The organism is Aureisphaera galaxeae (assembly GCF_028561275.1).
GTDB classification, from domain to species: Bacteria; Bacteroidota; Bacteroidia; order Flavobacteriales; family Flavobacteriaceae; genus Aureisphaera; species Aureisphaera galaxeae.
Genome location: NZ_JAQQTF010000018.1, coordinates 94441 through 113703, shown reverse-complemented (window position 1 = coordinate 113703; position 19263 = coordinate 94441). Strand labels below are relative to the sequence as shown.

Below are 19263 nucleotides of genomic sequence, written 5' to 3'. Positions count from 1 at the left end.
GTTAGTCAGTTTTAGTTATGGTGGTAGCTTGATCTATTTTTACCATTTCAAGAAGCCCGTCGTACCCTATGCATCTGCCTTTTATGGACCATTCCGTTCCCACTTCAATCTCTTTAGGAAGGGGTTGTGACATGACTACATAGACCAGATTGTCGAGAGTTAGGGATTCTTTTGTCTTTTCTGAAACGACTCCCGTAATAGCTATCACCTGATCCAAATAATTTTGGGAAGCACTGGCTTCATCACTTGAAAATTCCTGATGCATGCTTTGGGCCGTAATGGAAGTAAAGGCAGCTTCACTGGCAATATCACGATGGCTGCTGTTAAAAGTGTATTGGTATACTGCGAAAGCGGTAATAACTGCTGCCAGTGAAATGAAAATTAGAACTTTGGTTTTTTTCTTCATTTTAACGTCTTCTGTGGTTGTGTTTTGTAGTTCCATTTTGGTCATTCTGAGTCACATTAAAGTGAGCAGCATTATGTTGTAATGGATCCTTTGATTGTTCCATGGATTTCTCAGATTTTATTTTATCGGTTTCTTGGTGGAAGTAGTTGTGCTTATTGGTAAATCCAACAGAAAAAATGACTAAAATGATCAAAACCGAGAAGGTTTGTGGGATTGTTTTTTTCATTTTTTGGTGAGATTAAAGTCAAGTAGAACCTTTATCTCTTTGGCAATCTTATTACGAACGATCTTCGGGATTTCGATCGCAAAATCTGCAGGAGTAACACTGAAAGATCCTTGAAGACGAATGGTGTCTCCATCTCGAGTGAGCGTAACAGGAGTTTCGATCGCCTTCTCTTCGCCGTGTAATTTTAGGGTCCCTTCTACCAAGACCATAGCAGAAGATTCCTGCCATTGTGAAAAATTGAAGTCCTTTAGCTTCCCTTTGAAGATGGCTTTGGGATAGGTTTCCGATTCTACGTAATTTTCGTTGAAATGCTCTTCCATGAGCGAATTCTTAAATCGAAACCCTTTCATAAGTGCGAGTGCGGCGATTTCATTTTTACTCATGTCTGCCACCATACTTACGGTCTTATTGGTTGCTTTTACGGGTTCAAAAAGTTCTTCGGAAGCCTCAAAAACTATGGCCCCTTGGGTATCAATATATTTTTGACTTAAGGCAGATTTGCTTGTAAATCCTGCGACTATTAATAGAATTGTGAATAAACTCTTTGTTGTTTTCATCGTATATAATATTTGGTTTATAGGAAGTTCTAGATTAATTTTCTGGCATACCGTCGGCGATCCATTGCTCTACAAGAGCTATCGTGGATTGGGGCAATCTGCCCGAGGGAGGCATGGCTCCAGGTGAACCATTGGATCTGGACATTGCACTAAGAATTTGGTTGGAACGATTACTTGCCTGGCTATAATTTATAAGTGAAAATGGAGCTCCATTAGTAGGTGGATTTCCATGGCACCGAACACAACTGCTTTGTAGGATGGGCCGAATATCGTCAACATAGGTAACGAAATTTGCTGGGTCACTGTTTTGATCCTCATTTGTGTCGTTTTGATTTTCAACTGCCTCAATCAAGTCGTCTTCGCTATCACTAGTGCAACTTGTGGTAATAAAGACGAAAAATGTTGCGAGAAGGAAAATGATATGCTTCATAATAGAACTGTTTTGTTTATTTGAATTTCGAAATCCACTTGTTTTTGGATGACAGTGCGAAATACCTAATTCATTGGGGTTTGTACACTATAAATGTTTCTGAGAAGGAAATTTTGGCTTTAAAAGGGAAGATTTTAAGGTTCAAAATCCGGCAAATTTGAATTCAAAACATTCCTGATTATATTTGAATCTGCTATTATCCTGTTAAAAGACCCCTTCATCCAATAATGGACTAATTGCAATTGGAATTATGAGAAAAGACCGACTCTACTTGTTCACCTTTGTGGCGATTACTCTGTTGTTTGTTATCATATCTACGTTCGCTATTCGGTATTTCGTGGATGCAGCCGCGAATAAAGTCATTGACACACAATTGGATGTTAGTAAAAGAGAGGTAAAGCAAGTGGCGCTTTTAATTGGAAATCAATTATCGCATGGAATACCAAAAGATTCCATTTTAATTGGAGTGCAAGCGAGTATTGAAAACTCCGATTTGGAGTCTGGCTTCGTGACTATATTCGATTGGTCGGGTAAAGTAGTATGTCATCCAAATATAACGCAACTTGGAAAACAACTGTCTCATCAAGAGTCTATCATCAATTCGATCTCAGACGAGGTCTCATCCGACGAATTATACCAACTATTGGAGAGAAGTGAAGCGGAAATACAGAATGGACCACTTCAGAGGAAAGACAATTCTGAGATTGTAAATCTCTATCCTGTCCCAAATTCGGATTGGATTGTGGCGGGCCATACCAATACGTCCCTATTGGCTGCTCAAATTGGGGATTTAAGAAAGAAGTTTCTAAATATTCTGCTGGTTATGGGGTTTATTTTCATACTTTCCTCCGTTATTATGGTCAGAATCATCGGTAGTCGATATGAGAAAATGCTGGAGATGAAGAATGAAAGATTATCGGATGAGGTCATTAACCTAACCAAACTTAATAGTGCTGTAAGCGAATATCAACAGCGTGTTATCGATCAACGCGAAGATACGCAAGAAGAGGACGCTCAAGGAGAGGATACCAATACCAAAAAGCGTATTCTAACTTATATCCGTCATGAACTTGTGCCTATTGCAATCCAAGAAATTTCGTATATCTATACTGAGAATACCATTACATATGTAATATGCCAAGATGGGAAGAAATCCACTGCCAACTCCAGTTTGGACGAGTTGTTCTCTCAATTGGACCAAACAATTTTCTTCAGGGCTAACCGTCAGTTCATAATATCCATATCTTCCATCGATAAAATTATGCGCTATGGGAACAATCAACTTAAAATTTTGATCAACCCAGAATCCGAAACCGACATTATTATTAGCAAGAATCGTGCAGCTGAATTTAAACAATGGTTAAATTTATAGACGCTTTAATATCAGCGCGAATTTATCTCACTTTCTTATTTGACTTCAAGCCTTACCTGTCCATCGAAGTATAACTAAGGTTGAGAGGGGCAGCATAAAAAAACCGAGCAGATGCTCGATTTTTTTATAATTCTTAGGGGTACATGGCCAAGCAAATCAATCCTTACTAATTTTTCTGTTGATTATGGACCCATCTATGGTTTCTAATTTCAAAATATAGATGCCACTTTTGAGACCGACCGTATTTAATTGATTCTTTTGTCTTGCAGTTAGTACCTTCCTTCCAGAAACAGTAAACAGGTTAACTTCTTTTATCATGGATTGCTCCATGCTTATATGGAAAACATCCGTTACTGGGTTGGGATAGATTTGTATGTCTTCTCGTACTAAGTTATTTAGAGATAAAGGATCTTGGTACTCAAAAGCTCCGATGTCTATGTTGCCAATAATGTTTTTTGCAGTACCGCTACTATGAACAAGATATTCATATAACAAATCGTTATCGGGTAAATGGATTGCAGGGATATCGGTACCTGCATTAATTAATGGAGAAATATTCTGTAAGCTGAAATCTTGACTTCCCAAATCGGTAAATAATGGATCGGTTCCATCAAGGTTGTTGCCCTGGTCGTTAACAGTACCCGATGGTGAGCCGCTATGAGAATTTACCCAATTTGTTTTTATCCAATTGTGATATAGATTAAAGGTTCCAGCGTCATTAATCATGGCCATGGTGCTTCCGCTGTTAGTAGTATAAATTACGTTATTAAACGCATCCATGGTTTCGTCTTGGCTAGAAAGCCGTACCAAGGTGGTATTCGAGTTTCTAGTGGAAATAACGGTATTGTTATAAAAATAAAAGTTGCCTTTCCTGTATTGAGATTGTGTTCCACTATCACCTCCATAATGTGCGATTTGAGAATTTCCCGCTCCATCGGGTTCAATAAGGATATTGCCGTAAGCATATGTAGTGGAGTAGGAAGGGTGATTGTACAAAGCAGCTGATCCGGAATCCACAAGATCCAATTGTCGATTTCCACTTTCAATCCAATTATATCGAACTACAAGTCCGGCAGATCTGTCTTTAAGATTATTGCCAAGGGCACCTGCTCTTAAGGGGCCAAACCTATTGTACTCATAGGTAATTCCTAGAGCTTCAGTATAGGTATTATGTTCAAATATGCTTCCCGAAATACCATTGTCATAGATGTAATTATTGGCAATTAGAATGTCTTGTGTATCTCCGCCATTTGCACCAATAAAAATCCCATTTCCAGAATCATGAATAATGCAGTCCTCTATGATAATATGCTGTCCCTTTTCAATATATACAGATGCCGCATTACTGGAATAGGTGTCGGTTTGCCCATTGTCTCCCGTAAAGCTATAGGCGGGCCTTACCGATTTTAACTCTAAATTTCTAATGGTGATATAACTCGGCAAACCATCAGACGGGATGCTAGAACCACCTATTTTGATAAGTCCCCTCGATTCATTCCAGTAGTCCAAATATAAAGGGGTTGTGGCTCCGTTTCCATCAATGATCGGCTTTTGGCCTTCAGGACCATCTACGCCTATAATTTCAATTCTATTTAATTCGGTTCCTTGGGCATTTATGACCCATTTTTCGTAGTAGGGTGTGTCACGCCAGTGGATATAAATTCGGTCACCGGCTTGCAAGGCATCCCAAGGTGCTTCAGAAATATTGGTTAAGGGTTGCCCGGGGCCAATATGATAATCGGTGGCATATAGCGTATAGGCAATTAAGAAAAGTAGTGGGGTAAGATAATTCCGTAACATAAGTTCTTCATTTTATTAAGGTTTGTTGTGGTGAGGTTTGGGAAATTTCGATTGCTACAGATGCTATGTGTCCTTCAAAGAAAAGGTACATAGATTACTGTTTGATAGAATCTATAGGTCGAAATAAATATAAGGCTTTTTTGAATATATGGATGATTAGCTTACGCATATAGTTGTGTGTAAGATTCACTATATCAAATAAATGCACCTTGTTTTCTCAATATAAGAAGTATAAAACCCGAGTGAAGACTCGGGTTTTTGTTTTTAATAAGGTCAATCACTGCCAAATCAATACGAATAGAATTCCGGTAATGAAAGGAGATTGTCGGCTAGGGTATGATCGGGTGTTGTTTTTATATAATCCAAAGGATGCTGTGCATCGGGTCGCATCACAATCACCTCGGCTCGGCTGCCGTCCGAACCTATCGTATAGAAATTGGAACCAGCTTCAATTCGATTAATCACTTCATTTCGGGTCATAATCCAATTTTGTGATCCGTCCGTGACTTTCACCCGCTGGATGCCCCTAAACCTAAAGCCTCTGAAATAATGGCTGATTTCCGTTATTCTCAAATTCACCAAACCAGAGGTAAACGTGTAATAGAGCCCACGTCCCATGGTGGAGGCAAACAAGCGATTGGTCGATTTGTGCATGCCCAAGCTTGTTACCAATACAATAGGTAGATCATACTCGTCTACACTATCATTGTAGAAGTACCAACTATATCCGGCATCATTGCTGCGAAACACTCCCACATCGGAACCAACATATAAAACATCCGAATCCTCGTGGTCTATGACTAGGCTGTTCATTGAAATATCGGGCAAGGTAAGTGTTGAATGATCCCCTGAAACGGGCTCCCAAGTTTCACCGCCATTTTCCGATCGGTACACATTGGGATAAATGTTTCCATAGGTGATATAAAGGGTATCGGGATCTGAATGTTCTACAGTGATCGATCGAATGATTCCCGCAGGGGGTCGATCTGCATCCGCATACGGTTTTGACCAGCCAAGAAGACCGCTTGTGTTACTTCTATGGATATGACCTCCTTCTGTAGCTACATATACCCTATTTCCGTCACTTGGAGCAAAAGCCACAAAGGTGCCTCTGTCGCTTTCAAGATCAAATGCTGTAGCCCAATTATCGCCTTGGGTAATCGTTATATATATACGCCTTTGGGTGGGATACGTATTGGTTACATTCCCATCGTCATCCTTTTCTTCATCACTGAGTGTAGCCACTCCAATAACGATGTTTGAATTTCCAGGTCTAACTGCTACATGTCTAAAACTGGCCAATTTGGTGTCCCGATCTTCCTCGACCCAAAAATCCCTTAAGCCGTTCTGTAACGTGGTAAAGTTCCTTCCACGATTGGTACTTCTTCGCAATGCACCCGAACCTGGGGAAATGAAGATGTTCTCACTGTCATTTGGATCCACCACAAACATCCCCCATTCGTTACCACCACCAAAATTATCCCATTCGGGACTTCCTTCCGTCTGGATAATACCTTGATCCTGGGTGGCACAACCCGCCACAAATGTGCCAGTATCGGCCACGCCCAAACTCATGAGTTGGGCTGCTTTTAGATACCTGCTCTTAAGTGTATACGTTCTCCCTTTGTCCTCAGATCTATATACACCTGCGTCACAACATACATAGCAAATATCGTCATTGGTGGGGTGAAAGACCATTACATGATGGTCTGCCCATGTACCACTGGTATTCGAGAAATTGTAGCCATCGAAAGTATAATCCAATCCAACACCACCTGCATAGATACACTTATGGTCATTGGGATGAACGGCAATAAGCGTACACCACTCATTGTACCTAACCTCTTCGGTTCCCGGCAAAGGAAACCAGGTGTCGCCACCATTACCGGAGGTCAAAATGCGTTCTCCCCGCTGTCCTAATTTAACTGCCAAAAAGCCTGTTCCTCCAACGCCATTTTTTCCCATGGCTATTTTAATCCAACCAGCATCATTATCTTGAGGAAAGTCGCCTCTTATATGTGGAAACAACCAACTAATGATGGGTATGATTACGTTGTCATCGGTTATTTTATCCCAATCGTCGCCTCCGTTAGTCGTTTTGTAGAGACCGTCATTGCGGATCCCTGCATATAAGGTTTCGGGAGTATCGGGATCTAAAACCAGATCGCTGGCTCCACCGTTTAATACTTTATCCCAATGGCTCCCTCCATTGGTTGTCTTATAAACGCCCGAATTGGTTGCTACGTAAACAATATTTGGATTGGTGGGGTGAATATCAATTTTTGAACACAACGATCCTACGTCACCTTCGGGTGCAATATTGGTCCAAGAGTCCCCGCTATTTGTAGATTTATAAATACCTTTCCCGCTATAGCTAGGGCCATAACCCGGTGTATACTCCCCAGTGGCAGCGTAAAGGGTTCCTGGAGAACTTTTAGATATAGCCAGACTACCCACGGCCATGGTCGATTCAAATTTCCAAAGATGTCTCCAAGAGTCGCCCCCATTGGTAGTCTTCCAAATTCCGCCATTGGCTGCTCCTGCATAGAGAATATTGCCATTGGTGGGATGAATGACAAGCGATTTAACCCGTCCGTTAATATTGTTAGGACCTAGGCTATGCCATCTCCCAACACGATTTGACAAGCGTGTAAGCAAGGGCAATAAATCGAGAATATCTTGGAGTTCCAGATCTAGAATGAACTGAGGGGAATTGTCCTGCATATCTTCTAAAAGGTGCCATTCGGGTTGTCCATTAAAGGCAAATTGATCGGGCCATTCTTTCTTTAGTTTTAGACTTTCTACATGGACCTTCTTGCTGGCCTTGATATATGCGTTCCGGTCTTTTACACTTAAATCCGGACTTACAGCCTGTTTGCACAACTGATCGAAGACTTTTTTATCGAAATAATCGGAGGCCCTATCCACAATGCCCACATCCTGACCGAATTTAATGTTTAGGAAAGCAAAACGGCTTAGCGCAATCTTTCGTAGTTGCTCCTTATCCGAGGGAAGCGCGATTGCTGCATATACCCCGGGTCTAAATACATTGCAGAAAAAGTAGTTGTCTTTGGCATTGTATCCAGAGTCATCTATGATGTTCCATTGTCGTTGTTTCTCATCAAAATAGAACACCTTGGCCGTGGGCAAATTATAATCTTTCTTTTTCCCTCTCATAGGCTTAAAAACAATGGAGCCCTTAAGAAATTTAGAATCGGAAGAAACCGCTATTCCATGGCTTACGAAATTTTCAGAATCTTTTTTCTTTGGAACTTCGACCTTTTTTAGTGATAGTCCTTTTACTTTTCCCAGGTACTTTATATCCTTGTCTAATTTACCTTTTAGGGGATCGACGGGCTTACCTTTTACCTTTCGGGCTTCTTTAATGTGGGCGACCGCTTTCTGTATTTTTTCATCAAAATCCTCACGGGAAGCTATCCCTCTTTGTTCTTGAAACCAATGCTTCTTTCTTCGCATGTCTTCCTTGAAATCTGCTCTATTGCTGTAATAATTTTTTCCTTCCATGACTGTATTGTGTTTAACACCTGAAAGTACCCTGAAAATCCAACTCAAACACAGGGGAATTACTCCAATTATCTTGGGGAAAAATCCCCTATTTACCTTATAATCAAAAGAATGGCTGAAAAATATTTGATTTCCGAAGATTCAAGAGGGGCATAGTGGGAAAATTAGGTTTCGATAATCTATTCCATTTTGTTTATTTAAAGTGAGATAAATTTTGACGGAAAAGAGGGGGTGAAATGTCCTATCTTTGTGTATATGTTGAAGGCAAAAATCCTTTTGTTCGTTATTGCATTTATTCCCTCTCTGGCACAGGCCCAAAATCCTTTTGTTTTTTTGAATAAATCGATTCCTCCAGGAACCAAGAGTAATTTTGAAATACCGGTAATAAGTGAAAAGGATAGCACTATAATACCTGTTACCATATTTCATGGTTCAAAATCGGGACCTGTTTTGGGAATTACTGCGGGAGTGCATGGTTATGAGTATCCTCCAATTCTGGCGGCACAACAACTCAATCAAGAAATCGACCCTAAACAACTATCGGGGACAATACTATTGGTTCAAGTAGCAAACGTACCGGCTTTTCTGAATAGGAGTCCGTATCTGAATCCATTGGACGGCAAAAACCTGAATCGATCTTTTCCAGGAAGTAAGGACGGAACCATAACAGATAGGTTAGCCTATCTTATTACAAATGAGGTGATTTCTAAATCCGATTTCTTTGTCGATATGCATGCTGGAGATGCACCGGAAGATCTACGTCCTTATAATGCATGGTATCAAAGCACAGCACTCCCAGAAGTTTCGGAAAAGGGGCGTGCCATGGCATTGTCCATGGGGTTTGATTACTCCATTATTTTTAATATTCCTGAAGAGCGCCTTGAAAAACCTAGCGTGTATTGTTCGCAAGAGGCCTTCCACAGACGAATCCCTTCCGTAGATATTGAGTGTGGTCGACTTGGTGTGCCTGGAAAAGTAGAAACCGATCGAATCGTAGAGGGAATGTTTCTATTGTTAGATCATTTGGGAATGATGGACTATCCAGATAATAAAGTAGAAACCGCCCCGGTGATCGTAGCCAAAAGATTCAGTATAAAGAGTAATTCCACTGGAATATTTTACACGGATAAAAAAGCTGGTGATCGTGTTGAAGCTGGAGAGCTGGTAGGGTATATTACGGACTTCTTTGGCAATCGATTGGAGGAGGTAAAAGCCCCGCAAAGTGGAATGATTCTCTATATGATAGGAACGCCTCCCATCAATAAGAATGATACCATCATGAACGTAGGCATTCTGCCATAGTCCACGTAGGAATATATCTCATTGTCTCATTGCCCTTATAACCTTCTCGCCATGGGTATGGCCATAAAAATCATTACCAAAGAAGCGATGAAAAGTGGGATTAGAATTTTCAACGAACCTTTATTCGTTTGTATCTCATAATATGCTGGAGGGAATTGATCCCAGTTGATAGTGTCGGCATATTTTTCCTCGAAAATTTTCGGATAGAAAAACAGTCTTAAGTCTTCATGGAATGTATCTGTAGCATCTAGATAATTCATGTGTTGACTCATACTGGTTCCCGCCAACCGATTAAAAGCAAGCTGCATATGCATATTCGGAAGGATCGATGCGATTCCTTCGCTGGTCTTTTCTCTCAACGTAATCTTCTCACTTAAGGCAGCCTGTTGTTTTTTCGAATCATCGTCGCCCATTTGTTGCATGGCGTAATACCAGAGCCAATTAAATCCATCTGTGGGATATCCATACTTTTCGAATTGAGGGTAGTGGTCGTAAAACTTCTGAATGGTCGCCAATTTATCGGTATCCCATTTGGTGTGGTAACCATCTCTTTGGGCAATGGCCGTACTTAACGCTTCAGGAACTGGATATTTTGAAGCAATAAACGCATTGATTCCTGCCGGTAGCAATATGATTAATCCTAACCAAATCGATAATAACGAAAGGGCGTTGAAGCCCGAAGACCTTTTGAAAACAATCACGAAAAAAGACAGCGTGAACCAAAATAGGGCGTATAAAATGGAAAGTGAAAAAAGGAATACGAAGTTGATGTTTAACGGAATACCCAGTACAATTTTGGCAACGGTGAACAGGAATATCAATACGATTAACAGAAGAAAGAACCTTATTAAAAGCTTTGAGATGACAAACCTTACTTTGGATTTCGCTTGAATGGCGACTAATTGCCAAGTGCCTGTTTCTGTTTCTTCGGAAATCACATTAAACGTTAAAACTATAACCAGTAATGGAAGTAGATAAATAATGACGAAAGAGAGGTCCAAGTTACCCGACAATAGATTCATGGGATTTACCAAGTCGGTATCGAATTTCTGGGCTTCAAACGTTTTTATGGTAATCCGCTTCACCGTGGGGTTCACGTCTGTTTGGCCAATGGATAATCCTGCCAACGGGTCTAGGTTTTTGATATAAGCGAATTTTGCATAATACAACAACAAGCCCAAATCTTCATTGTGAAGGGAAACCTGGCGATCGAAATGCTGTTCCTGATACTGCTTTACTTCGGCAATGGCCGCTTGCTGCTTTGATAGGTGCTTACTTCCTATGAGAATGCCAATAATACCCAAAAGCGCTATTAATACAAGACTTAGCCATACCTCTCTCGATCGTATGCATTGCCATAATAATAATTTAAATTTCATCATATCGCCCTAGCTCTTTTAGATGTGAACAATAGTATTTCAACAGTAATCAACAACCACAATAGCATTGCAATTAATGCGGGTAACGCCTCTTTCATTGTTTGAATAAAGGGAGTAGGTTGATGATTAAAATCGGGAAACTCTTTCCAATGTTCATGTCCTACAACATGTATTTTCCCTTCAGATCCGCTTTTCTTCTTAGGACTTATGTATTCCATTTGTAGCTCATTCATGGTTTGCGCCAATTCATAACGATAGTCATCTGCTTGATTCTGAAAATCGATATACGACCTAAAATCTGTGCCCGCCATACTCATAGATAGTTGTTTGATTGCCGTAAAAGGATTTAAATAGGATGAAAAGCGAGTGATGTCGTTTTGCTTTTCATAAGTGGCTATTAAGTCTTCATTGTGTTTTCTGTACAATTTGGAGGTAATCTTTTCACCTTCCCGCATGACAAAACCTGAGTAGTTAAAAGGTAAATCGGTTACCTCTTTTACATTATGAACAGCTAAAACCGAATCCCGTAATTTATTATAGTGCGGATCATCCGGATTATGACTGTCTCCATATTCAATTACTTCTTTCTCAATGCCCGATTGGAAGGCTAATTTTGTAGGTGTGGGATGCCAATAGCTTCCCATTGCTTGGGCTGTTTTCGGTAAAAGCACAACCAATAACAACCATATTCCCAATAAACGCAATAATGCATTTTTTGGACTATTGCTGCTTGCGGATACAGCCACAGTGATCCCGGAAACCACAAAGAGAAATAGTGAGTACCCCAAAACTATCGTTAGTAACCTTACCCAATAGAAATCATGCCCTATTTCAGAGTTAAGAAACAGCATCGCAATAAGAACTATCAAGAAAATGGGGATAAGAAAGAGTAGGGAAATGGCAAATAGCCCAAGTGTCCTACCAAAAAGAATTTCTTTCCAATTAGCTCCTTGAGATAGGAGAATCTTTAGGGTTCCATTTTGTTTATCTCCCGCTATACTTGAAAAGCCTATAAAGAAGAGAATAAGCGGTAGCACTAATTGTAATAGTAGCGCTAGGCTTAATTCCCCAAATCGTAAGGTTCCAGTTGAGAACGTTGCTTCGGAAAAATTGACACTATTTTGTCGATGCGCTTCCAGGAACACGGTATTTCCCGTAAAACTTTCTAATCCGAAATCGAATATGCCTAGGGGAGGACTTTTGCGAAAGGCAAATGTTCCAAAATGGGCCATTCGATGCGGATGCTTATCAGGATTGTTTACCCAACTTTGTCGTGCCATGTCTTGATGCTCTTCCCGAATATCATTTTGTACGACATGATTTTGAATACCGCTAACAGCCGCGTAGGCCGTTAGCAGTATAAAAATGAGATAAAGCAGATAAAAAGCTTTGGGTTTTTTGGCATTATGCCAAAAATTCAATGCGAATAGCCGAACATTTGCCCACTTCATATATTAAAAGTTATAAGCAGCGTTAATTAATACATTGCGCGGTGCACCGGGTCCTAATCTATTAGGGCTAAGACCACCTAACCAATAAGTTTCGTCAAATAGATTGTTCACTTTTAGTGTTAATTGAATACCGGTGTTATTTGGCTTATAGAAAACTGCTCCCTCGAACACCGTATAGGAGGGCAACAACACTCTATTGGTATTATATGTTGGATTATACCATGTATATCGTTCGTCTACATATTGAGCACCAAAACCAACCCCTATTCCTTTTAATGGCGAGTTTGATTTAAAATCGTATCTCCCCCAAAAGTTGGCATTATGTTCGGGAGCTCCCCCTATTCGTTCTCCCACAAATTCCTCGATAGCATCTTCTTCAATAATGGCATCATTATAACCATAAGAAGCCGTTAAACGTAAGTTAGGTAATACATAACCCGAAACATCCAATTCAAAACCTCTACTGCGCTGTTCCCCTCGTGTTGTCAAGTTGTCTATATCGAAGGTATCCCCAAGTAAGATATTTTTTTGGGAAATATCGAAGACCGCTAAGTTGGCAAATATTCTCCCATTTAAAAATTCTCCTTTGGCACCAACTTCTATGAGGCTGCTCTCTAAAGGATCAAACCTTCCGGGTGATGCAGACCAAAAGAAACCTTCTGCTGTTGGATTTAGCGAAACCGTGTTTGTATGCGGTTGAAATCCTTCCAGATATGTAGCATAGGCACTAATATCATTAGTTACTTCATAGGTTACACCGATCCTGGGGACAAAAGCATTGGTATTAAATTCTTGTTCTTCACCCTCATAGTCAAAAATATCTGTGAACCATTCATACCTTAAGTTGAATAGTGCCGAAAATTTTCCAATTTTAAATTGGTTTTGAAGATAGATACCACTGGAAGTGGTTAGGTTTGCCGGGATCTCAAATTGCCTAAGCACGTAATTATTTGTATTTCTAATTCCGTTAAAAGGGCTTGTTAAATCTAGGTGAGCAACCGCAGGAACCAATAGGCCATCCTCGGTTTGTTGAAAATCATTTGGATCGCTTGTGCCAGGTCTAAATCTTGCCGTAGTACCATCGTTTAACAAATAATCCCTTGAGCTATTGGCGCCACCAATTTTTCTTTCCCAACGGGATGCATCAAATCCAACTAATATTTTATTGGTTATGTTACCGGATTCGATATTATAATCAAAATATCCACTAAAGTTATCGGTATTCCATTTTTGTTGTCTTTCTGCATATCGCATAGCAATAAGATTAGGAACCACATTTCCGTCGATATCATACGCTTGGCGGAAGGCATCTGCTCTATGCTCTTGTAAGTCTTCGTCCCAAGTCTGTTTCATATACTGGGCATTGAAACCAAAGTTTTCAGTAAACTTTTTACTAAAGCTTGTCATGAATATTAACTCTTTGGTTTTATAGAAGTCATTAATTGCACCTGGGTTCAAAGTAATGGGTGTACTGTTTGGATCATAATCATCATCAACGGCATCAAAAATGGGTTGCCCTCTATCCAAATTGCCTTCTGCATTATTGTAAATCAATTCCACATTGAGTGACGTATTTTCATTAGGAATATAACTTAAGGAAGGGGTGATTAAAATAGCATTGTTGTTTACGATATCCCTAAAGGAATCTGCTTCTTGAATAGCTGTATTGAAACGATACAGTAACGTTTTAGACTTGTTTAAAGGCCCCGTAAAATCGGCTGTAGCTCTTAATGTTCCGAAACTTCCTGCGGTTAAACTCACCGAATTTCTTTTTTCAGCCAAAGGTTTTTTGGTTACCATGTTTACCGTTCCGCCAGGGTCAGCACTGGAAAAGGTTACTGAAGAGGGTCCTTTAATAACTTCTACCCGTTCTAAATGTGAGGTAATGGGTTGTAAAAAGTAATATTGACGTGTCCGCATTCCATTAAGTACCTGGCCATCATCGGCTTGTGTAATACCACGAATGTTGTAATGATTGTACAAACCTGTTGCCGAAACATTACTTACGGTTTTAACAGCATCAGGTAATTGAAATGCCAAACGGTCATCGATAAGCTCTTTGGTAACCGTGGCAACAGCCTGTGGTAGTTCTTTGTTTTTAATCGCAACTTTGGTGGAGGAAAATGAATAATCACTGTTGTAGTCGGTTCTGGCTCGTCCAATCACCTCTACACTTTGCAATTGTTCTGTTCCTTCATTCAATTGAATGGTCCCTACGTCAACGTTAGAACCTGGACTCACTTCAATGGTGCTGCTATAGGACTGAAATCCCAAGTAACGAATTTCTAAGGCGTAGGTCCCGGGAGAAACGGTCATTTTAAATTCTCCGTATTCATCGGTGAGCAGTCCTTTGGTATCATCAGAACTTTGTAATGAAACTGTTGCTCCAATAATGGGAGCGGCTTCCGAATCGACCACTTTTCCTTTTACTTCTATCTGTGCAAAGGATATGCAGCCTATCAGCAAGCATAATATTGTGATTAATGATTTATATATTTTCATTGTAATAGTTGTTTTTCTGGTTTAGATGGTTTTTAAGTATAGATTTTGTAACTCGGTGGCACTAATTTGGTCCGTGGTTGAGGTATGAACCAATTTTCCTTCTTTCATGATGCCGATTTTGGTGCCTACATTTACCGCGTTAAAAATGTCATGGGTGGCCATGAAAATGGCCTTACCCTCATCGCTTAGTCCCTTACATATTTTGGTAAACTCCAATGCGGCTTTAGGATCCAAACCGGAGATAGGTTCGTCCATAAAAATGTAGTCCGCATTTTTAGAAAGAGCGATGGCAATTCCTACTTTTTGCCGCATTCCTTTGGAGTAAGAGGACATCTTATTGTGATGTGCTGTTTCTTGTAGCCCCACCTTTAATAGTAGGTCCGATAATTCGGTGTTGGAGTATTTAAATCCAGCCAATCTGCTGAAGAAGTTTAGGTTTTCAATTCCGGAAAGGTTGCTGTATAGTTGTACCACTTCAGGGATGTAAGCGATCTTTTGAGAGGTCTTGTTGTTATTGGGTTGAACAGCAATACCATCTATTAAAGCTTCGCCTTCGGTAGCTCCTATTAAACCTAAAAATAGGTTGATCGTTGTTGTTTTACCAGCTCCGTTTTGACCTAGTAAACAAAATATCTCGCCTTTATCAACCGAAAGGTTAAGCTGACTAAGCGCCTGATGCTTACCATATGTTTTGGTAAGGTTTATTGCTTTTAGCATGGTGTAAAATGTAAGATGTTATGGACTGCTAAAGTCCTTGAATTCAGTTCCTCTGTTCATTCCGTGAATACGAGGAATACCCCTTACCGAAGTTGTAGATTCTGGAAAATTGACGTAACATCCTATCCTGCTTTGCCAAACCTAATGGTTCATAATCATGGTTTTGGAGGATGGATAAAGCAATAGCATTGGTACATCGCACCATAGCCTTACGAATCTAAAAGTGTAGATGGGTATTCCCTAACTAATGGGAGGGGGTTTGTTGTAAACAGAAGTAGGGGAAGCAATTTTTGCGTGTGGTACATCATATTGGGTGAAAACCACGTAAGAACTTGGTACATCCTGTAGATCTACATCGAAGGAAAATGGATCTCCAGAAAATACATCCAGTTGGTTCGCAGTGGATATAATATCGTAGAACTCACAAACCGTTGGCGTATCACCATCCATAATGTGATCCAACATATGCAGGTTTGCAATCTGTGGAGATAGAAATGCAAGGACAAATAATAGTGCTGTTATGGATTTTCCTATGCGTTGAAACATCAATTCAAATTCTAAAAATAGAAACGGCTGTTATCGTTTAATACAAATTTAAGTTGTTCAATTTAAGTGTGTTATCATATTTCCTTTTCAAATGAAAGTATCTAATTCAAGGGATATGCTCTTTGAATGGGCCAGCGATCTTCATAGCCTTCCTTCCAATTTTGTCTGGCCAGCTCTTCGTCGGTGGCCAAACAATCATCTAAGTCTGACCTAATAAGAGCTTCATTCATATGTTGTCCAATGAATACGATTTCATTCTTTCTGTCACCAAAATCCATATCCCAATCGGATTCAATATGCTTTTGATTTTCTACGAATCCCAAAAATTCGATTCGCTTTTCGAATGGCATGCTACTCCACCATACACCAGCACTGTCCGTTCGTAGCGATCCTCCCGCTTGCCCCCAGATCAATGCTTGCTCTGGGCGGGATGCTACCCAAAACAATCCTTTGCTACGAATAATGTTAGCTGGGAATTTATGATGCGCATAATTCCAGAATCGTACTGGGTCGAATGGCTTTTTGGTGCGATAGACAAAGGATGAAATTCCATATTCTTCGGTCTCTGGAGTGTGCTCCTCCTTATTCAGTTCTTCAATCCAACCGGCACTCTGCTCGGCCTCTTCAAAATCAAATAACCCTGTATTGAGAATGTTTTCGGGTGGGACCTTGCTGAAGGTGGATTCAATGATTTTTGCCGATGGGTTTAGTTTTTGAAGGGTCGCCTTGAGCAAACTTAAATGCTCTGTAGACACCAAATCTACCTTGTTCAAAACAATGATATTGGCAAATTCTACCTGATCCGTCAACAGATTTACAATGGTTCTGTAGTCGCCTTCCATATCGGTGAGATCCCTGTCCATTAGGGTTTCGGGGCTTCCGAAGTCCTTGAAAAAGTTGAACGCATCTACTACGGTAACCATAGTGTCCACATAGCTGAAACGGGATAGGTCGATGCCGTTTTCTTCATCAACAAACGAGAATGTTTGGGCAACAGGGACCGGTTCGCTAATTCCAGTGCTTTCAATAAGTAAGTAATCAAAGCGATTCTCCTTTGCCAAGCGCTCAACTTCAATCATTAAATCCTCTCGAAGCGTACAGCAAATACATCCGTTGCTCATTTCAACCAATTTCTCTTCGGTTCGGGATAAGGTGTTTTCACTTTTTACCAGCGCCGCATCAACATTCACCTCACTCATGTCGTTTACAATGACAGCTACTTTTAAACCTTCTTTGTTGTGTAGCACATGATTGAGTAAAGTGGTTTTTCCAGCACCAAGAAAACCACTTAAAACGGTTACCGGTAGTTTGTCATTCATATTTTGATTCTATTACTGCAACATTGTTGCAAAACTAACCACAAAAATCCCTAAATGCAACTAAGTTGTATTTAGTTGGTTAAATAATAAGCGAAAGTTTTGTGTTGCTTTTGTAATTCTAATGCAAAACACGCGCTGGTTTGCACGAATCAGGGAGTTTTCTTTCAGGGGAGGTCCATGAGTAGGATGCTAATAAATTAACCCCCTAGAGCCTACGATTCTAAGGGGTTTTTGTTATTTCTGGACTTTGTGAAGATTGTTCAAGCCATTCCTATCGCCTTTTATATTTCAAATCTTTTGCCTTGATATCCTTGGTCCATAGTTCTTTTCCATCCTTATCGAATATTTTAATGTTGAGCACACGATCGGTGCGAGGGCCGCTTACATTCAAAATCCCAAAATTATGCTGTCCTACCAAGGTTTCCTCCAACTTGTTGGTGTTCAGTTTTTCCTTGTCATCGTAGGCTCCCGCCGTTAATGAAGAGCATGTCAAATCATATAGAGGATATACGTATCTGCTTTCCTGCATGACACTGAGACCTGTATGGTGCCTGTCACCATCTAGAAAAATGACTCCCTCGATCTTTGCTTCGCGTATTTTGTCAAGTAGATATCTTCGTTCATTTGAAAACGTTGCATGGTTTTCGTACATGGCTTCTGTACTCAAAACCTGCCCTCCTATGGCTACAAACTTAAATGGAGCCCTACTGGATGCCAGGGCATTGATGAGCCAATCGATTTGTGCTTTACCAAGCATTTCACGTTCCTCCGTAAAGTTGCGGTTGGATGTCCTGTGGTAACGATTATCCAACAAGAAGAATTGCAGGTCTGCCCATTGAAAGGAACCCGTTATTCCCCCATTACCGGTAACATCGTAATTGGGATTTCCCCAAAATAGCTTAAATATCTCTGCTGCCGTTTCCTTCAGCCAAAAGCTGCCATCAGAATCGTTGGGGCCGTAATCGTGATCATCCCAAATAGCGTAATGATGGGTCGAAGCGAGTAAAGGTTGCATTTCGGGTAGGGAACGGGTGTGGGTATAACGATGTAGGAATCCAGTACGGGAATTCCAGTCCGCCTCGCGCAGATAGGTGTTATCGCCCAACCAAAGCATAAAATCGGGTCTTTTATCATGAATCGATTCAAAAATTTCGAACTCACTTCCATAGGGTTTCCCGGGTCTGTCGAAGCGTTCTTCATTAACATAGTTGCAGCTCCCCACGGCAAAATTCACCTCTGGAGGGTCGGTGCGCCATTGCCAAAGTGTTTGGGATTGGAATTCCATGGGATAGCCCTTCCGAATTTTTTTCCCATTGATGTATAATTCATAGCTGTATTTTTTTCCAGGTAAAATCTGATCAGCGACTAACTTTGCTACAAATCCGTATCTGGCCTGTGTAGTATATTTCTCAGTACTGAAACGCTCTTTAGGATTTTCTTTGTCAAAATACTCAAAGTGAACCGCTGCGGTCTCTGTCGTTTGAACCCAGAGCAATGCTTCACGCATTGTGGAATACCCCACCATGGGCCCCGATTGCACCAAGTCTTGAGAAAAAATGACGGGTGTATGAAGTAATAAGAATGCTAGGAAGAGTAGTAGCTTATTCATGAATGCTCAATTTAAATTCTAAGAATGTCTATAGTTGTAATAAAGATACTCGAACAAAATTGCCTAATGTTTAGAAAACACAAAGAAATTATTACGTTCTTATCCCAAATGTCCCTAAGGGT

15 protein-coding genes are annotated in these 19263 nt (G+C 40.4%); 2 read left to right on the top strand and 13 right to left on the bottom strand.

The genetic code is table 11. The features are described 5' to 3' along the window. Position 1: 1 nt before the first annotated feature. The 4 genes from POV27_RS17600 to POV27_RS17585 are packed head-to-tail and all read right to left on the bottom strand — an operon-like array spanning position 2 to position 1619. On the bottom strand, positions 2–406 hold the full coding sequence (locus POV27_RS17600) for an OB-fold protein (protein ID WP_272864107.1): 405 nt from the start codon (positions 404–406) through the stop codon (positions 2–4). 1 nt (position 407) lies between these two features. Further along, on the bottom strand, positions 408–632 hold the full coding sequence (locus POV27_RS17595) for a hypothetical protein (RefSeq protein WP_272864106.1): 225 nt from the start codon (positions 630–632) through the stop codon (positions 408–410). Continuing rightward, on the bottom strand, positions 629–1189 hold the full coding sequence (locus POV27_RS17590; protein ID WP_272864105.1) for a YceI family protein: 561 nt from the start codon (positions 1187–1189) through the stop codon (positions 629–631). Before POV27_RS17590 ends, POV27_RS17595 begins: the two co-directional genes overlap by 4 nt. A 34-nt stretch (positions 1190–1223) precedes the next feature. Then, positions 1224–1619 carry a hypothetical protein gene (locus POV27_RS17585; RefSeq protein WP_272864104.1) on the bottom strand — a complete coding sequence of 132 codons (396 nt, stop codon included), beginning with the start codon at positions 1617–1619 and terminating at the stop codon, positions 1224–1226. 250 nt (positions 1620–1869) lie between these two features. Here POV27_RS17585 and POV27_RS17580 point away from each other — a divergent pair, with 250 nt between their 5' ends. Beyond that, complete coding sequence (locus POV27_RS17580) at positions 1870–2991, top strand: LytTR family transcriptional regulator (RefSeq protein WP_272864103.1); 1122 nt, start codon at positions 1870–1872, stop codon at positions 2989–2991. 156 nt (positions 2992–3147) lie between these two features. Here the strand turns inward: POV27_RS17580 and POV27_RS17575 are convergent, their stop codons facing one another. Further along, positions 3148–4791: a T9SS type A sorting domain-containing protein gene (locus POV27_RS17575; protein ID WP_272864102.1), complete on the bottom strand. Its 1644-nt coding sequence runs from the start codon at positions 4789–4791 to the stop codon at positions 3148–3150. A gap of 288 nt (positions 4792–5079) precedes the next feature. Then, positions 5080–8316 (bottom strand): DUF3892 domain-containing protein, encoded by a 3237-nt coding sequence (locus tag POV27_RS17570; RefSeq protein WP_272864101.1) that lies wholly within the window; start codon positions 8314–8316, stop codon positions 5080–5082. Between the two features lie 255 nt (positions 8317–8571). Between POV27_RS17570 and POV27_RS17565 the strand changes: the two genes are divergently transcribed. Beyond that, positions 8572–9618: a succinylglutamate desuccinylase/aspartoacylase family protein gene (locus POV27_RS17565; RefSeq protein WP_272864100.1), complete on the top strand. Its 1047-nt coding sequence runs from the start codon at positions 8572–8574 to the stop codon at positions 9616–9618. Between the two features lie 35 nt (positions 9619–9653). Here the strand turns inward: POV27_RS17565 and POV27_RS17560 are convergent, their stop codons facing one another. From POV27_RS17560 to POV27_RS17530, 7 genes are all read right to left on the bottom strand, one after another. Beyond that, entirely contained in the window at positions 9654–11000 is a 1347-nt protein-coding gene (locus POV27_RS17560) for a DUF3526 domain-containing protein (protein WP_272864099.1), read from the bottom strand. Then, on the bottom strand, positions 10997–12448 hold the full coding sequence (locus POV27_RS17555) for an ABC transporter permease (protein ID WP_272864098.1): 1452 nt from the start codon (positions 12446–12448) through the stop codon (positions 10997–10999). The genes POV27_RS17560 and POV27_RS17555 overlap by 4 nt, the downstream gene beginning before the upstream one ends. Before the next feature lie 3 nt (positions 12449–12451). Further along, positions 12452–14950 carry a TonB-dependent receptor gene (locus POV27_RS17550; RefSeq protein WP_272864097.1) on the bottom strand — a complete coding sequence of 833 codons (2499 nt, stop codon included), beginning with the start codon at positions 14948–14950 and terminating at the stop codon, positions 12452–12454. Between the two features lie 21 nt (positions 14951–14971). Beyond that, positions 14972–15667, bottom strand: a complete 696-nt coding sequence (locus tag POV27_RS17545; RefSeq protein ID WP_272864096.1) for an ABC transporter ATP-binding protein — start codon at positions 15665–15667, stop codon at positions 14972–14974. 240 nt (positions 15668–15907) lie between these two features. Further along, positions 15908–16213, bottom strand: a complete 306-nt coding sequence (locus POV27_RS17540) for a hypothetical protein (RefSeq protein ID WP_272864095.1) — start codon at positions 16211–16213, stop codon at positions 15908–15910. Positions 16214–16314: 101 nt separating this feature from the next. Then, positions 16315–17532 carry a GTP-binding protein gene (locus POV27_RS17535; RefSeq protein ID WP_272864094.1) on the bottom strand — a complete coding sequence of 406 codons (1218 nt, stop codon included), beginning with the start codon at positions 17530–17532 and terminating at the stop codon, positions 16315–16317. Positions 17533–17803: 271 nt separating this feature from the next. Next, positions 17804–19141, bottom strand: a complete 1338-nt coding sequence (locus POV27_RS17530) for an alkaline phosphatase D family protein (protein WP_272864093.1) — start codon at positions 19139–19141, stop codon at positions 17804–17806. Between the last annotated feature and the right edge of the window lie 122 nt (positions 19142–19263).

What these genes read in the sequence shown, in the direction of transcription:
- POV27_RS17600 (WP_272864107.1), bottom strand. Translation starts at nt 406, where the DNA reads ATGAAGAAAAAAACCAAAGTTCTAATTTTCATTTCACTGGCAGCAGTT.
- POV27_RS17595 (WP_272864106.1), bottom strand. Translation starts at nt 632, where the DNA reads ATGAAAAAAACAATCCCACAAACCTTCTCGGTTTTGATCATTTTAGTC.
- POV27_RS17590 (WP_272864105.1), bottom strand. Translation starts at nt 1,189, where the DNA reads ATGAAAACAACAAAGAGTTTATTCACAATTCTATTAATAGTCGCAGGA.
- POV27_RS17585 (WP_272864104.1), bottom strand. Translation starts at nt 1,619, where the DNA reads ATGAAGCATATCATTTTCCTTCTCGCAACATTTTTCGTCTTTATTACC.
- POV27_RS17580 (WP_272864103.1), top strand. Translation starts at nt 1,870, where the DNA reads ATGAGAAAAGACCGACTCTACTTGTTCACCTTTGTGGCGATTACTCTG.
- POV27_RS17575 (WP_272864102.1), bottom strand. Translation starts at nt 4,791, where the DNA reads ATGTTACGGAATTATCTTACCCCACTACTTTTCTTAATTGCCTATACG.
- POV27_RS17570 (WP_272864101.1), bottom strand. Translation starts at nt 8,316, where the DNA reads ATGGAAGGAAAAAATTATTACAGCAATAGAGCAGATTTCAAGGAAGAC.
- POV27_RS17565 (WP_272864100.1), top strand. Translation starts at nt 8,572, where the DNA reads ATGTTGAAGGCAAAAATCCTTTTGTTCGTTATTGCATTTATTCCCTCT.
- POV27_RS17560 (WP_272864099.1), bottom strand. Translation starts at nt 11,000, where the DNA reads ATGATGAAATTTAAATTATTATTATGGCAATGCATACGATCGAGAGAG.
- POV27_RS17555 (WP_272864098.1), bottom strand. Translation starts at nt 12,448, where the DNA reads ATGAAGTGGGCAAATGTTCGGCTATTCGCATTGAATTTTTGGCATAAT.
- POV27_RS17550 (WP_272864097.1), bottom strand. Translation starts at nt 14,950, where the DNA reads ATGAAAATATATAAATCATTAATCACAATATTATGCTTGCTGATAGGC.
- POV27_RS17545 (WP_272864096.1), bottom strand. Translation starts at nt 15,667, where the DNA reads ATGCTAAAAGCAATAAACCTTACCAAAACATATGGTAAGCATCAGGCG.
- POV27_RS17540 (WP_272864095.1), bottom strand. Translation starts at nt 16,213, where the DNA reads ATGTTTCAACGCATAGGAAAATCCATAACAGCACTATTATTTGTCCTT.
- POV27_RS17535 (WP_272864094.1), bottom strand. Translation starts at nt 17,532, where the DNA reads ATGAATGACAAACTACCGGTAACCGTTTTAAGTGGTTTTCTTGGTGCT.
- POV27_RS17530 (WP_272864093.1), bottom strand. Translation starts at nt 19,141, where the DNA reads ATGAATAAGCTACTACTCTTCCTAGCATTCTTATTACTTCATACACCC.